The 15,450-nt window shown below is 45.3% G+C and carries 16 protein-coding genes; 7 read left to right on the plus strand and 9 right to left on the minus strand.

All coding sequences use genetic code 11. From position 1 onward, the window contains the following. Positions 1-10: 10 nt before the first annotated feature. The 5 genes from mreC to FTT64_RS07355 all read left to right on the plus strand — a co-directional run bounded on the left by mreC (position 11) and on the right by FTT64_RS07355 (position 3,704). Complete coding sequence (gene mreC, locus FTT64_RS07335; protein ID WP_005179707.1) at positions 11-868, plus strand: rod shape-determining protein MreC; 858 nt, start codon at positions 11-13, stop codon at positions 866-868. Beyond that, positions 855-1,349: a rod shape-determining protein MreD gene (gene mreD / locus FTT64_RS07340; RefSeq protein WP_016659382.1), complete on the plus strand. Its 495-nt coding sequence runs from the start codon at positions 855-857 to the stop codon at positions 1,347-1,349. Before mreC ends, mreD begins: the two co-directional genes overlap by 14 nt. Continuing rightward, positions 1,334-1,903, plus strand: a complete 570-nt coding sequence (locus tag FTT64_RS07345) for a Maf family nucleotide pyrophosphatase (protein ID WP_104484656.1) — start codon at positions 1,334-1,336, stop codon at positions 1,901-1,903. The genes mreD and FTT64_RS07345 overlap by 16 nt, the downstream gene beginning before the upstream one ends. Positions 1,904-1,943: 40 nt before the next feature. Beyond that, positions 1,944-3,398, plus strand: coding sequence for a ribonuclease G (gene rng, locus FTT64_RS07350; protein ID WP_075168139.1), 1,455 nt, complete (start codon positions 1,944-1,946; stop codon positions 3,396-3,398). A gap of 132 nt (positions 3,399-3,530) precedes the next feature. After that, the gene (locus FTT64_RS07355) at positions 3,531-3,704 is read left to right on the plus strand and encodes a PA1571 family protein (RefSeq protein ID WP_005179698.1); all 174 of its coding nucleotides are present in this window, start codon (positions 3,531-3,533) and stop codon (positions 3,702-3,704) included. Between the two features lie 109 nt (positions 3,705-3,813). On the opposite strand, the gene FTT64_RS07360 is transcribed toward FTT64_RS07355, so the two are convergent. Next, positions 3,814-5,205 (minus strand): wax ester/triacylglycerol synthase family O-acyltransferase, encoded by a 1,392-nt coding sequence (locus tag FTT64_RS07360; protein WP_005179696.1) that lies wholly within the window; start codon positions 5,203-5,205, stop codon positions 3,814-3,816. A 163-nt stretch (positions 5,206-5,368) separates the two neighbouring features. Beyond that, positions 5,369-6,103 carry a phosphoadenylyl-sulfate reductase gene (locus FTT64_RS07365; protein ID WP_016659380.1) on the minus strand — a complete coding sequence of 245 codons (735 nt, stop codon included), beginning with the start codon at positions 6,101-6,103 and terminating at the stop codon, positions 5,369-5,371. 202 nt (positions 6,104-6,305) lie between these two features. Between FTT64_RS07365 and thrH the strand changes: the two genes are divergently transcribed. Further along, positions 6,306-6,923: a bifunctional phosphoserine phosphatase/homoserine phosphotransferase ThrH gene (gene thrH / locus FTT64_RS07370; RefSeq protein WP_075168141.1), complete on the plus strand. Its 618-nt coding sequence runs from the start codon at positions 6,306-6,308 to the stop codon at positions 6,921-6,923. Between the two features lie 127 nt (positions 6,924-7,050). On the opposite strand, the gene FTT64_RS07375 is transcribed toward thrH, so the two are convergent. The 7 genes from FTT64_RS07375 to fahA all read right to left on the minus strand — a co-directional run bounded on the left by FTT64_RS07375 (position 7,051) and on the right by fahA (position 14,372). Further along, a complete protein-coding gene (locus FTT64_RS07375) occupies positions 7,051-8,196 on the minus strand; it encodes an OmpP1/FadL family transporter (RefSeq protein WP_180182224.1) in 1,146 nt (381 codons plus the stop codon). Between the two features lie 310 nt (positions 8,197-8,506). Further along, entirely contained in the window at positions 8,507-10,009 is a 1,503-nt protein-coding gene (locus FTT64_RS07380; protein WP_180182225.1) for an outer membrane protein transport protein, read from the minus strand. 455 nt (positions 10,010-10,464) lie between these two features. Continuing rightward, on the minus strand, positions 10,465-11,112 hold the full coding sequence (locus tag FTT64_RS07385; protein ID WP_180182226.1) for a 3-oxoacid CoA-transferase subunit B: 648 nt from the start codon (positions 11,110-11,112) through the stop codon (positions 10,465-10,467). A 3-nt stretch (positions 11,113-11,115) separates the two neighbouring features. Continuing rightward, entirely contained in the window at positions 11,116-11,817 is a 702-nt protein-coding gene (locus FTT64_RS07390) for a CoA transferase subunit A (RefSeq protein WP_075168145.1), read from the minus strand. An 18-nt stretch (positions 11,818-11,835) separates the two neighbouring features. Then, positions 11,836-12,411 (minus strand): VOC family protein, encoded by a 576-nt coding sequence (locus tag FTT64_RS07395; RefSeq protein ID WP_005179677.1) that lies wholly within the window; start codon positions 12,409-12,411, stop codon positions 11,836-11,838. 25 nt (positions 12,412-12,436) lie between these two features. After that, complete coding sequence (maiA, locus tag FTT64_RS07400) at positions 12,437-13,075, minus strand: maleylacetoacetate isomerase (RefSeq protein ID WP_104490737.1); 639 nt, start codon at positions 13,073-13,075, stop codon at positions 12,437-12,439. Next, positions 13,062-14,372: a fumarylacetoacetase gene (gene fahA / locus FTT64_RS07405; RefSeq protein ID WP_005179674.1), complete on the minus strand. Its 1,311-nt coding sequence runs from the start codon at positions 14,370-14,372 to the stop codon at positions 13,062-13,064. Before fahA ends, maiA begins: the two co-directional genes overlap by 14 nt. A 233-nt stretch (positions 14,373-14,605) precedes the next feature. On the opposite strand from fahA, the gene FTT64_RS07410 reads away from it, so the two are divergent. Continuing rightward, a complete protein-coding gene (locus FTT64_RS07410; protein ID WP_180182227.1) occupies positions 14,606-15,382 on the plus strand; it encodes an IclR family transcriptional regulator in 777 nt (258 codons plus the stop codon). Positions 15,383-15,450 lie beyond the last annotated feature (68 nt).

A 15,450-nucleotide genomic window follows, 5' to 3' on the forward strand; every position in this document is an offset into this window, starting at 1 on the left:
GGACCCGGCGGTGCAATCACATCTGTTTTCCAGACAACCGCCATCTTTTCGCTCCTTTATTATTGCGGTCATTACATGCCTGGTGGTGCTGTTTTTTAACTGGCGCATGCCGCATGTAATTCAACCGGCAAGGGATCTCTTGTACGCGGCATATAATCCGATTTATGCGCTGGCAAGTTATCCGGTGTTGTCGCGAGAATGGCTAAGTCAACAAAGTAAATCTGAAGCCCAGCTGCGTCGTGAAAATACCGCGATGCAGGCCGAGCTGCTTCAGGCACAGGTACGCCTGCAAAAACTCTCCGAACTGTCTGCCGAAAATACCCGTTTACGTGGCCTGCTCGATACGCCACTGATCATTGACGGACGCATGGAAATTGCCGAAGTGATTGGGACCGATGCCGATCCGCTACGACATATTATTGTGATTAACCGCGGCGCCAACCGTCAGCTCAAAGTCGGGCAAACCGTGCTGGATGATCGTGGTATTATGGGCCAGATTGTTGATGTCTATCCGCACAGTAGCCGGGTGATGCTGCTGTCCGATAAAGAACATTCGCTGTCGGTACGTCTGGAACATACCGGTATGCGCGCGATTGTTTCGGGTACGGGTGACTTAGGTCGTTTAAAAATGGAATATGTGCCGACCAGCGCCAATATCAAAGTCGGTGAAAAAGTCTATAGCTCCGGACTCGGTGAACATTTCCCGGCAGGTTATCTGGTCGGAACTATTTCCAAGGTCAGCCGGCATAACTCGGGCGAGTTTGCGCAAATTGATGTGATTCCTGCTGCACAGCTGGCCGGTGGACATCATGTGGTGGTGTTATTCTCTGAATCCTTATCACGGGAGCAGCCACATGCCAATCGCTAAAATGGGCCAGCGCAAACCCAAAGATCCTTTATTCCCGATTATTTTTTCGGTCATTATTGCCTCGGTGCTGCTGGTTTATCCTTTGTCTTATGGCTTATCGGGCTGGCGTCCGGTATTTATGATGATGGTGATGCTGTTCTGGGTCATGAGCCAGCCGACCTGGTGCGGCGTCTGGTTTGCCTTTGGCACCGGCCTGTTTGCAGATTTGCTGCTGGATGCACCGCTGGGCATGAATGCCTTAAGTTTTGTATTAATTACTTTTGTGGCGCGATTCTTGACTCGTGAACGCCGGGTGATGACTTTTGCCAATTTATGGGTGATTGCCAGTATTGCCATTGTGGTCCATCTGGCGCTGATCTGGCTGTTACAGGTTATGGCTGGTATTGAATTTCCATTTGCCCGTCACTGGCAACCGGTGCTGTCCAGCATTCTGGTCTGGCCGGTGCTGTATTATCTGCTACGAAAATGGCGCAGCGTATAATTCTGGCCTCCAGCTCACCTCGACGCCGTGAGCTGCTTGAACAGTTGGGGCTGCAATTTGAGATTTACAGCCCGGACATCGACGAGTCTATTTTGCCAGATGAGCCAGTTGAGCAGTATGTTGAGCGGCTGGCCTGTGCCAAAGCTGATGCTGTGTTGGCACGTTTTCCAGAGGCGATTGTGATTGCCGCTGATACCAGTTTGGGCGTTGATGGGCAGATTTTAGGAAAACCAGAATCCAAGGCGCATGCCTTTGCCATGTGGCAGCAGATTTCTGGTCGAAAACATGATGTATTTTCAGGTGTTTGCGTACGCACAAAAGCAGAAAAATACAGTATAGTGGTACGTACCCAGGTTGAATTTCAAGCGCTGAGCCTGAGTGACATGGAGTGTTATTGGGCCAGTGGAGAGCCGGTGGGCAAGGCGGGAGCCTATGCCATACAGGGCATTGCAGCACGTTATATTCCGCGTATTGAAGGCAGTTATAGCAACGTGGTGGGATTGCCGCTGCATGAAACCGTACAGTTATTACAGACAGTTAAGGCACTAAATTAACTGCTGCTACAAGAATTTTTATAAGGCTTTGAGTTGTATTATGTCTGACGAGTTGTTGATTAACGTCACGCCTATGGAATGTCGTGTCGCGTTAATTCAAAACGGCACGGTCAATGAATTATTTGTTGAACGTACCGCCAAACGTGGTTTAGTAGGAAATATTTATAAAGGCAAAGTGGTACGGGTGCTGCCAGGCATGCAGGCCGCTTTCGTCGATATTGGGCTGTCACGTACCGCTTTTTTACATATCAATGACATGGTCTGGCCGCGTAGCCAGCCAACGCCAAATGTCTTCGAGCTGTTACAGCCGGGGCAAATCCTTACCGTGCAGGTCATGAAAGACATGCTCGGCACCAAAGGTGCGCGTCTGTCGACCGATCTGTCAATTCCTTCGCGTTATCTGGTTTTGATGCCATTTGGCAGTCATATTGGCGTATCACAGCGGATTGAATCGGATGAAGAGCGTGACCGTTTACGCTCGATGATTGAACGGATTCAGAAACAGCATAAACTGCCGGGCTCGGTGATTGTTCGTACCGCTGCAGAAGGGGTGGAAGAAGCCGCCATTGCCCAGGATATGGCCTATTTGGCCAAGCTGTGGGAGCATATTCAGCGCAAACAGAAAATTATTGCGGTGCCGTCTTTAATTTTTGAAGAGCTACCTTTACCGCAGCGTGTGATTCGCGATCTGGCCAATGAAGAAACCGCCAAAATCTATGTCGATTCACGTGAAATTTATGCCAAGCTGAAAGACTTTGTCGATGAGTTTGTGCCGAATATGCAAAACCGCTTGTTGCATTATCCGGGCGAACGGCCGCTGTTCGATTTATACAATGTCGAAGAAGATATCCAGAAGGCGCTTCAAACCCGCGTGGCGCTGAAATCGGGTGGCTATCTGATGATTGATCAGACCGAAGCCATGACCACCATTGATATCAATACCGGTTCTTATGTCGGCGGGCGTAGTCTGGAAGACACGGTCTTTAAAACCAATATGGAAGCCACACAGGTGATTGCACGTCAGTTGCGACTGCGTAATCTGGGCGGGATTATCATCATTGATTTTATTGACATGCAGGAAGCGCAGCATCGTGAAGAAGTGATGGGCCAGTTCGAGAAAATGCTGGAACGCGATCATGCCAAAACCAAAATTACCCAGGTGTCTGAACTGGGTCTGGTGGAAATGACCCGTAAGCGTACCCGTGAATCTCTGGAACATTTGCTGTGTGAGTCTTGTCCAACCTGTCAGGGCCGCGGTTATGTGAAAACAGCCGAGTCAGTGTGTTACGAGATTTTTCGAGAAATTATGCGCTATGCACGTGCCTTTGAATCTCAGCGTGGCTTTACTGTCGTTGCCCATCCATCGGTGATTGACCGGCTGTTAACCGCAGAAGCACCAGCTGTCGCGGATCTGGAGCATTTCGTGAATCGTGTCATAAAATTCCAGGTTGAAAATTTATACACGCAAGAGCAATACGATATCATTTTAAGCTGAAATTGTAACAGGATATCGTTAAACAGTTGTTACATCTGAAATTTTACTTTTTTAGGTAGATTCACAATACTAAGCATACACCAAAGCCAAAGCCGTAATCTCCCTTACGGTTTCAGCAAAATGAGGTCTATCATGGGTATGAGCGAAGTCGTGATTAATAAAAGTCTTAAAGTTTTAGAACCAAAAACTGTACACAGTGCGGCGTATATCGTAGATGAGCAAGGTAAAGAAGTACAAATTACTACCGCCATGATTCGCACCGTCTGTCAGCAATTATTAAAACAATGTCGAACCATTAAAAGTTAAGGGGCCTTTTGAAAGCCCCTTAATTTTTTCTCTTATCATTACAATTTTAAAAAAGAGATTCATACTTTTCGTCTGAATCTCGATATTCTTCCGGCCTGGGCCGAGTCTTTCAACTGACTTTTTGTTCCACCTCGTCCAAGGTCACATCTACCGTTTCAATAATCCGTTCAAAACGCTGAATTTCATCTTCCAGATGCTGTAACAGGTTCTGCATTTTTGGCAGGGCATTGCGACAGGCCGTTAAACCGACTTCCAGCTTGTCCTGATAACTGGTCATGGTGATATTCAGCGCTTGACCATCCAGCACAATTGAAGCCGGATACAGCGCTTCGAGTTTGGCACCATTCCAGTACAGCGCTTCACGCGGTCCCGGCACATTGGAAATGACCAGGTTAAAGGCCTGACGTTTTGGCATTAAACCAGACACAATGTTTAGGCCGGCGGCGCTATAAACAAAGGCGCTATAGTTCAGAATCTGGTTGGCATTCATGCGTTTAAAGCGTTCTTTGGCATTTAGTACGCTGCGGCGAATAATGCTGAGACGTTCCAGCGGATTGTCCTTGTGCGTCGCCAGGTTGGCCAGAATCATGGTAATCCGGTTGGATACATCGGAATCATCGCTCCGGACTGACGCGGGTACCATGGCAATTAGTGGTTTTCTTGGCAGGGCATTCTGGCTGAGTAAATATTCACGTAAGGCACCTGAACAAATGGCCAGCACAATGTCATTAATCGTCACGCCTAGGGCCTTGGCAATTTTATGCAGACGGGCAAACTCATAGGACTGTGCAGCAAAGCGGCGTGAAGAACTGACGCGCTGATTCAGAATTGAACTTGGCGCCTGGAAGCTGGAGACATAATCCGGATTACGGCCCATATCTTTCATTACGGTTTGTGATAACTCGTACATGACTCGCGGTGTGGCTTCCAGCTGGCTTTTCAGGCCTGCTGCAATATTTTTAAAGCGGCTGGCTTTTGGCTCTTTCAGGCGTTTGGCGCGGCGGCCTTCTACACACCAAGGCGGTACAATACTTTTGGCATCTGGATCGTGTGAGAGCGATTTTTCCAGTAAGCGCATGCCGGCAATGCCATCAACCATGGCATGATGGATTTTGAAGTACATGGCAAAGCGGTTGCCTTCAATGCCTTCAATAATATGACAGGTCCACAGCGGTTTGGCGCGGTCAATCAGTGCGCTGTGTTCTTGAGAAATATAGGTCAGTAATTCACGGATTCGTCCCGGATGAGGCAGGGCGATATGACGGAAATGGTGGTCCAGATCAAATTCAGGATCTTCATCCCAGAATAGTCCATTTAATTTATTGTTAAATGGTGGAATCGGCATCGATTGAGAATTACGGATGTCTTCGACCAGATCTTGAATAAAGGTTTCAGGTGCGTTCTCTGGAATCTGAAATAGGAATAACCCCCCAACATGCATTGGTTGCTGGCGTTTTTCTAAAGACAGAAAGATAAAATCAATCGGATGTAATGGACGCATAGCGTTAATTGCCTCACTGCAATATGACCGACCCTCATTGGAACGGCTTTTTAGAATTATAGGTGAACTGACTTAGTATATAGTGTTTATCATATAAACGCGGAACTTTGTTTATTCTGTTGCGTAAAAAAATAAACCACTGCTGGGCAGTGGTCTAGCGCATTTATTTTTTCAGATTTCCGGCGTGAAGTCCACATTCTTTATGGGTTGCATCTTCCCACCACCAGCGGCCTTCGCGTTCATGCTGGTTTGGTAACACTGCACGGGTACATGGTTCGCAGCCAATCGAAATAAAACCTTTTTCATGTAATGGATTATATGGAATTTCCATTAAACGGATGTAATTCCAGACATCACTGCTGGACCAGTTGGCCAGCGGATTGTACTTGATGAGCTGTTTGCCAGGACCAGAAAAACCCGGGTCAGCCTGAACCACTGGAATTTCATTGCGCGTGCCCGGACTCTGGTCTTTACGCTGACCGGTAATCCAGCCATCTAGCGTGGCCAGCTTTTTACGCAGCGGCTGAACTTTACGGATGCCGCAGCATTCCTGATGACCATCGGCGTAGAAACTGAATAAGCCTTTTTCATTAACCAGTTGCTGAATCGCTTCAGTTTCGGGGAAACAGATTTCAATTGGAATATTATAGTGCTTGCGAACGGTTTCAATAAATTGATAGGTTTCGCCATGCAAACGGCCGGTATCCAGGCTAAAGACACGAAAAGGCAGACCCAGATTGGCCGCCATATCAATCAGCACCACATCTTCAGCGCCTGAAAAGGAAATCGCAATTTCACCTGGCTGGCTGAGTGCCAGTTTTAGAATTTCACTTGGAGATTTATCTGCATATTCGGCGGCAAGCGCGTCAACGAGATCAATAGTGGGAATGGTAGTCATAATATTCCTGGCTATAGGCTTGGAGATGACAAAACCTATATTAATTTATTTCGGCTGTATTTTAATAGAAATGCCAAAACCGACTTATCACTAAAAAATCAATGCTTATGAAAAAAATAGATTTAAAAAAGAACAAGTCAAAAGCGCGATCTTGGTCTATGATAGAGCAAATTTTTTTCAATGACAGATATGGGGAGCATTCATGGAAGTTGTATGTCTTGATCTTGAAGGTGTGTTGGTTCCAGAAATTTGGATTAACTTTGCAAAAAAAACTGGGATTAAAGAGCTAGAAGCGACAACCCGTGATATTCCTGACTATGATGTATTAATGACACAGCGTTTGAATATCTTAAAACAGCATGGTTTGGGTTTAAATGATATTCAGGAAGTGATTGCCGATATGGGTCCTTTTCCGGGTGCTAAAGAATTTGTGGAATGGTTGCGTACCCATTTCCAGCTGATTATTCTATCTGATACATTCTACGAGTTTGCCCATCCGCTAATGAAGCAACTGGGCTGGCCAACTATTTTCTGCCATAAACTGGAAACTGATGAAAATGGCATGATCACCGCGTACAAGCTGCGTCAACCTGACCAGAAGCGTCAGGCCGTAAAAGCATTACATGGTTTGAATTTCCGTGTGATTGCCGCAGGCGATTCTTATAATGACACCACCATGCTTGGCGAAGCCGATGCCGGTTTCCTGTTTGATGCACCTGAAAATGTGATTGCAGAATTTCCACAGTTCCCGGCCATTCATGGCTATGAAGCGCTAAAAGAAGCGATCCGTAAAGCTTCTGTGCGTGATATTCCAGCTTAATGGATACCCGCTGAACTAAGGAAAGCCGCAAATTATGCGGCTTTTTTATTGAGATTTTCATTCATTAAAACAATAAAAAAGGGCGCCCGAAGGCGCCCCCAAACAAGCTTTGCATCAAGAGAGTGTTTTAGAAGCGATAACCGATTTTCATACCATATGCCCAAGCATTGTTGTCTTCAAATGATGCTTTCACTTTACCGCCAGTTTGAGCGTCTGCATCACCCAACCATAGGTGTTTTACACCCGCTTGGATAAAGTAGTTTGCAGCAGGGCTATACTGTGCACCGAGACCTAAACTCCAGTAGCCTTCGGTTGGACCAAGTGTCGTTACAGGGTTGCCTGCACCTGAATCCCAGCCAATAGTCGTAGATGCTGACCATTTATCTGAGAATTTATGACCTAAGCCAATATTTGCAGAAAATTGATCATCAGAATAATCAATTAAATTTTGTTTTTGACTGGCTAAAAAAGTAGGTTGTACAACAAATTGATCCCAATGTACCCAACGAATATTAGCAAAAGCTAAAGTGTTTTGTGCTACACCCGTTTGAAAATCAACATTGACAGACTGTGGAGTTACCGCTTGTACTGTACTTACTACATTAATACGAGGATCTAAATTATGAGTTTCATGTGATTTAGCATTATGTTTGATTTCTGAACGATATGTCACAGCAGCTTTTAATGCAATTTCAGGAATTTGATAAGCAAAGCCAGCTAACCAACCGTAAGCTTCTTTTTGATCAACTTTAATATTATAGCCACCCAATGTCTCAGTAGGAGATTTAGCATAAGCATTACCTCTTAGTGAAATATCGGCCTCTACTGTTTGCCATACTGGACCAGCATATAAATTCCAGTTTTCATTGGGTTGATAACCAATGAGCGCAGTAATATTCTGAGTTTCAACTTCTACAGATGTACCTTCGCCTGCTTGAGAGAAAGTAGATACAGGTCCATTTACAGCATAGGTTGCGTCTGCACCATAAGGCTGATCATAGATTAAGCCTAATGAAATTTTATCATTTGCCTGAACTTTAATTGCAGCATTAACAAAGTAATAGTCATCAGCCATATCACTGATGTCTTCTTTGAGAATCTTCGATGAACCTTTTACATCCGGATCTAAAACAGAAATACCTGCTTCAGCATAATTTCCAGGTTGTAAAAATGCTTGAATTGATTGACCTGAACGGTCTAAACCAGCAGCAAGCGCAGGTGTAAGTGGGAGAGTACTAAGTAATATAGCCGAATAGATTTTATTGAGCTTCATGGTCGTTCCCTGATGCTTTATGTAACAAAAAGTGCAGGAAAAGTAACATATTTAAAAAAAGAGTAAATGCTCGACTTCGCAGAATAAATGAACTGAATAAGTTATAAATAGCAGTTGATTAGAGTGAAAGTACTATTTTCAGGTCTTAAGTAAATGAATTTTATTAAATAATTTTTTAGGGTGGTATTTGGGTAAATATGTGTTTAATTGTTTTAAATTTGAACATTTAGTTAACACTTGTATAAAAAAGAGGAGTTTTAAGTGCAAAAAAAGCCACCTCGAAGGGTGGCTCTTTTGAAAAATATTGGAATTAGAAGCGGTAACCGATTTTGAGGCCATACGCCCAAGCATCGTTATCTTCGAACTCTGCTACATACTCATTGCCGCCTGCTTGAGCACCGGTCTGTGCTTTAGCATCACCTAACATGAAATATTTAACGCCCCCAGCAATGAAGTAGTTTGGTGCAGGTGAATATTGAACACCTAAACCGACATTCCAATAACCTTCTGTTGGGCCAAGTGTTGATACAGGGTTACCTGCACCTGAATCCCAACCTACAGAAACGTTACCCGCCCATTGCTCACTTAGTTTGCGACCAACACCTACAGTTGCAGAAATTTGGTCATCTTCATATTCAACTAGATTAAAGCCATTAGGACGTTGAACTAGAGGACCTACAGCCTCACTTACAAGACCAAATTTATGTGGACGGATAGAGAACTTAGACCACTCTACCCAACGTAAGTTTGCAAATGCCACAGTATTTGCCATGATTCCAGTTTGGAAATCTAAATTTACAGACTGTGGTGTGGTAATTGTAGTTTTACCTTCTGAAGTTGCGATAGCACCTGCTGCTGCCGCACCATTCGGCAGTAATGCTAATGCTTCAAGAGTTGGTAATGTTTCGCGCACATTAACGTCGTGATCAATCTCTGAGCGATACGTTAGGGATGCTTTTAATGCAATTTCAGGAATTTGATAAGCAATACCTGCTAACCAACCTACAGCGCTGTCTTCTGGAATGGAGGCATCATAGCCATTGTATAGGCTGTATGCCTGACCACGTAAAGATACATTACCTTTAATAGTTTGATAAACAGCACCACCATAAATATTCCAGTTCTCAGTCGGTTGATAACCCATTACAAACGATAGATTTTGAGTATCAACTTCAACTTGAGTATTGCCTACACCCAGTAAATCATTGACATCGGCCAATCCTGCATCTACACGAGCTGTAACACCAGCAAGAACGCCAGCGTCGATTTGTTGCTTAACTGCATCTACAGTGTTGTATGCCGCTAAAGTACCTTGGTATTGAAGTTGTCCAGCAGCAGTTGTTAAGTCTACACCTTGGGCTTCCAGGGCAGCACCAACTCTTTCCTCTGCAGTTAATCCTTCAAATGTTGAAGTGATAGTGTTTTGACGAATCTCAGCCAAAGCTTCAGGCGCTAGAATTGTATTGGTCGTATCTGAAACGAAAACATTGTTACCAGTATAAGCAGCATCAGCACCGTATGGTTGATCGTATAAAATACCAAATGAGAAGTTTTTTGTTGGTTGAAGCTTTAAGGCTGCACTAGGGAAGTAATAATCGCCAGCCATATCACCAATATTACGGCGAGTAGGGGTTTCACCTGCTTCCTTACCAGAAACACTTGGATCTAATACAGAAATTCCTGCTTCAAAATAGTTACCCGGTTGTAAGAATGCAGCCATAGATTGACCAGAACGATCTAGAGCTGCAGCAAAAGCACCTGTCATTGGTACAGTTGCTAAAATCATTGCTGTGCTTAGTGCTTTTAATTTCATTATACATTTCCCTTGGGCTATAAAGTCTTTTATGACAGTTTTTGTTGATGCTTTAAGCTTTCATCTAAGATGATTTCGGCTTGTATTCACCGAGACCATTTGTTACTCCATGTGACAAAAATATCACAATTAAAATAAGAGTAAATGCTCTAGAAAAAACTATTCAGTATAAAAAACACGCTGAATAGAGTATTTGTTCTAATTGGTGTGGGTTTTTGGATTGTTAGTGATTGAAAATTAAAGAATAAAATTTAGAATCAATCTCTTGTTTGAATGTTTTTAATTGATTGAAATTTGATCGATTTTGGTAGTTAAAAATTTGAGGCTTATTTATGTGAAACTATAATTTTTGAGATTTAATTCAAAATTTTAGAGACTCGCGTGCTCTTAAAAAATCAGGTGATTAGTGGGTTAAAAACAGAAGCAGCTATTTGGCTGCTCCTGATCGGTGGAATTTAAGCTGCATCTAGCCCCGTTGTGATTAGCTTTGCACCTGTAGCGGACTGAATCTGCGCAACAGTCACATCTTTGGCCAGTGCTACGAGCTTTAAGCCCTGTTCAGTCACATCGATTACACCTAGGTCACTAATAATCCGGTTGACGACGCCTTGACCGGTCAGGGGCAAGTTACATTCGGAAAGTAGTTTTGGGCTGCCATCTTTGGCACAGTGTTCCATGAGCACTACGACTTTCTGTACCCCAACCACCAGATCCATGGCGCCGCCCATGCCTTTGACTTTTTTACCTGGAATCATCCAGTTAGCCAGATCGCCACGTTCCGACACCTCCATGGCACCTAAAATGGCAATATTGACATGCCCCCCACGAATCATAGCGAAGGACTCTGCGCTCGAGAAAAATGATGCACCCGCTTGTGCGGTTACAGTCTGTTTCCCGGCATTAATTAGATCGGGATCAACCGTGTCCTGAGTCGGAAACTCACCAATGCCCAGCAGGCCATTTTCAGACTGTAGCCAGACGTTGATATGTTCTGGAATATAGTTAGCAACCAGGGTGGGCAGGCCAATCCCTAAATTAACATAAAAGCCATCTTGCAGCTCAAGCGCAGCACGCTGGGCCATTTCATTTCGCGTCCATGCCATGGTTTAAGCCTCCGCCTTTAAGGTCATCTGTTCAATCCGTTTTTCGGGTGTGCTGTTCAGTACCACACGGTTGATATAAATTCCAGGCAGATGGATCTCGTCCGGGTCTAGCTCGCCGATTTCCACAATCTGCTCGACTTCCGCAATGGTAAATTTGCCGGCCATGGCACATTCAGGATTAAAGTTACGGGCAGTTTTGCGGAATATTAAATTTCCGGCTTTATCTGCCTTGTAAGCTTTAATTAATGCAACATCGGCAGTTAAGGCGTGTTCCAGAATATAGGATTTTCCTTCAAATTCACGAACTTCTTTGCCTTCGGCAATCAGCGTGCCGACCCCGGTTTGTGTATAAAATGCCGGAATCCCCGCGCCGCCAGCACGTAATTTTTCTGCCAGTGTGCCCTGAGGGGTTAGTTCCACTTCCAGTTCACCGCTTAAATACTGGCGCTCAAATTCCTTGTTTTCACCAACATAGGAAGAGATCATCTTTTTAATCTGTTTGGTCTGTAGCAATTTACCCAAACCAAAATCATCGACCCCAGCATTGTTGGAAATACAGGTCAGTCCAGTCACTCCGGTATTTTTTAGCGCTTCAATTAAGGCTTCAGGAATGCCACAGAGGCCAAAACCACCTACCGCGAGCGTTTGATGATCGGCCACCACATCGGCCAACGCCAGCTCAGCAGTTGCTACTACTTTATTCATCTGTTTTAACCTGCTTGTTTAGCTGTCGACTTTGGCACTGCCAGCGTTGTTGTCTAACTCGGAGGCATGCAGGAAATGGGTATGATGCGGCGCGCGTTTGGTTTTGCTCCATTGCTCCAGCATTTCATGCTTCATGTCTTCGGTAATCAGGGCGATTTTTTCTGGCGCAGCTTCATCATCGTAGGCCAGTTCCAGACGATGGCCATTCGGATCAAAAAAGTAAATTGAATGGAAAATGCCATGATTGGTCACGCCTAAAACCTCGACACCATTGGCTTCCAGATGCGCTTTGGCTTCGAGCAGTGCAGCGCGGTCTTTGACTTTCAGGGCAATATGCTGCACCCATTTCGGGGTGTTTTCATCACGGCCCATTTCTGGCTGGGTCGGCAGTTCAAAAAAGGCCAGTACATTGCCATTGCCGGCATCCAGGAATAAATGCATGTATGGGTCAAAGGCTTTGGTCGACGGTACATAGTCTTCGGCAAAAGCCAGAATAAAGTCCATATTCAGGTTTTTTTTGTACCACTCGACGGTTTCTTTGGCATCTTTACAGCGATAGGCAACGTGGTGAATTTTTTCAATTTGAATGGTCATGGTTCAATATCCTTATTGATGAATCTTAAGCGGCATCTGCCTGTGCTTCGGGTGCGGCTTGTTGAAATGAAGGCAGAGTGAGACAATGGCTATAAATCGCGGCAATTTTTGGAAAGTCGGTTAAATTGACATGAAAGCGCTGGGCGTTATAGACCTGTGGAATCAGGCAGCAGTCTGCAAAAGTGGGCTGGTCGCCAAAACAGAAACGGCCATTGGAATCGGTCAATTGTGCTTCCAGACTCTGAAAGCCCAAAGTCACCCAATGCTGATACCATGCCGTTTTCTGTTCATCGCTGAGTTGTAGCGTTCCGCTTAAATATTGCAGCACGCGCAGGTTATTAATCGGATGAATATCGCAGGCAATGCTCTGGCAAAAGGCGCGGATTTTGGCGCGTTGCTGTAGATCGGCCGGTAACAGGGCTGGCTGCGGATATTTTTCTTGCAGATATTCCAGAATGCTCAGCGACTGGCTCAGCTGAAAATCATCCTCCACCCAGGCCGGAATCAGGCCGCTTGGGTTGATTTGACGATAGGCAGGCTGATGCTGTTCGCCGCCATTGTTTAGCAAATGTACCGGAATAATCTCAGCTTTTAAGCCCTTCAGGTTCAGCGCAATCCGCACCCGGTAAGCAGCTGAACTGCGAAAATAACTATACAGTTTCATGGGCAGCATCCTGCGCTTCATCTGTGGCAAAGTTAAATTGCACTGCAGGCAAGACGGTGCCGCTGACTTCACCAAAGCCAATGCGCAGGCCATCTTTTTCACAGTAGCCTTTCATGATTAGCGTGTCGCCATCTTCTAGGAAACCACGCTGTTGACCGTTGGCCAAAGTTAACGGTTTGCTGGTGTTCCAGGTCAGTTCCAGCAAGGAGCCATAAGAATCCGGCGTTGGACCAGAAATGGTGCCGGAACCCATTAAATCGCCAACCTGAACATTACAGCCTGAAACAGTGTGATGGGTCAGTTGCTGTGCCATCGACCAGTACATATATTTAAAGTTGGTCTGGCAGATCACATCGCTCTGTTCCGATTGTGCGGCTTTGAGCTCAACCGACAAATGGATGTCATAGCTGTTATCGACCTGTTCTTCACGTAAATAGGCCAGGGGACGTGGCTCTTGCACCGGAGTACGGGTTTTAAACGGTTCCAGCGCCTCCATGGTCACAATCCATGGTGAAATGGATGAAGCAAAGGTCTTGGCATTAAACGGCCCTAAAGGCACATATTCCCATTGCTGGATATCACGTGCTGACCAGTCATTGAACAGCACCATGCCAAAAATATGCTCCCAAGCATTCTCAATTGAGATTGGTTCACCCAGTTTGTTGGGTTTGCCAACAATAAAGCCGGTTTCCAGTTCAAAATCGAGTTTACGGCAAGCCGAGAAAATTGGACGTTCGGCATTTGGTAACTTGATCTGGCCAGATGGGCGTACCACCGGTGTACCACTCACCACCACAGAACTGGCGCGGCCATTATAACCGACCGGTAATTCTGACCAGTTCGGTAATAGCGCATTTTTTGGATCGCGGAACATGCAGCCGACATTGGTGGCATGTTCTTTAGATGAATAGAAATCGGTATAGCCCGGAATATGTACCGGCAGATGCATATGCACTTCTGCCTGAGCGAAGAAAGCCTGTGCACGTAAACTGTCATTGTCACGTAATGTCGGGTTGTCGGCAGACAGCAGGCTTTGTAATTCCTGACGGATTTTGCGCCAGTTGTGTTGACCTGATTCAATAAATTTATTCAAGGTCGGCTGATTAAAATAACTTTCGCCGGCCTGAATGCTGAGAAAACCGTTCGCTTCCAGCATGGCCAAATCCACCACCCATTCACCTAAGGCTACACCAATACGGCGATGGCCCGTTGGGCTTTCGCTAAATACGCCATACGGCAGGTTCTGAATCGGGAAATCTGAATGTGCTGCAACGTCTACAAATGCTTGCTGAGTCATATGGGGTTCCTGCATATCTCGATGAAAACGGTCCAGTGTTTTCTATCTGGGGAGTGATCTGGATCACTTGATTTTTGTCATAAATCTCATCATACTCATTTTTATTAATTACGCAATAGTTAATTAAATTACGAATATCGTAAAAATGTAAATAAAAGAATTCTGCAGAGATGCATTTATAAATCAGAACAGCACGCTAAAATGCTCGGTGTTTACAGGAGAGTAAAATTCTTATGTCAGAAAAGAATCAGGTGGGCGTGCAATCTTTAGAGGTGGGTTTAACCGTGCTGGATGCGCTGATGACCTATCGTCATCCGGTCATGCTCAAAGATTTATCTGAAAAACTGGCCATGCATCCGGCCAAGGTGCACCGTTATATGGTCAGTCTGGTACGTATGAATTATGCCAAGCAGCTGGAAGATGGTCGTTATGCACTGGGCGATCAGGCTTATCGTTTTGGTCTGAGCTGTATCCAGCGCAGTGACAGTCTGCAGGCGGCACAGGCACAGATTAATGAACTGCACCGGCATTTGGATTGTGGATTGCAGATTAGCAAATGGACGACGCAAGGCCCACTGATTGTACAGTGGCTGGAGCCGAATCAGCCAGTTTCGGTAATTACCCGTGTCGGTTCGATCATGCCGATGCTGAATTCGGCCACCGGCCGGGCTTATGCTGCGTTTATGCCGGAAGCATTGGTGCGACCTTTGCTGGAAAAAGAATGGCAGCAGCATCAGGCACAGCAGAAAGTGGTCTATCCGCAGAACTGGGATGAATTTTTAACTTTAAAACAGCAGATTCTAAGTGAAGGTGTGGCCACGGTCGCAGGCGATTTGCTGGCCGGAATTCATGCGATTTGTGTGCCGGTATTAAATCAGCACCATGAAATTGAATATGCGATTTCGGTGTTGGGCACTACTTCGGATTTGCCGCTGGATATGCAGCATCCAAAAATCCAGTATTTAAGAGAGATGGCAGCACGTTTAAGCGCACAGTTACAGCCGATTTAAAATGGTGGGGGAATTCGCCAAGGCAGCTACGCGAGTTGCTTCATCTCGGTGAAGTGCTGAAGATAAAA

The sequence above is a fragment of the Acinetobacter sp. Q186-3 genome, from assembly GCF_013420655.1.
Lineage (GTDB): Bacteria > Pseudomonadota > Gammaproteobacteria > Pseudomonadales > Moraxellaceae > Acinetobacter > Acinetobacter indicus.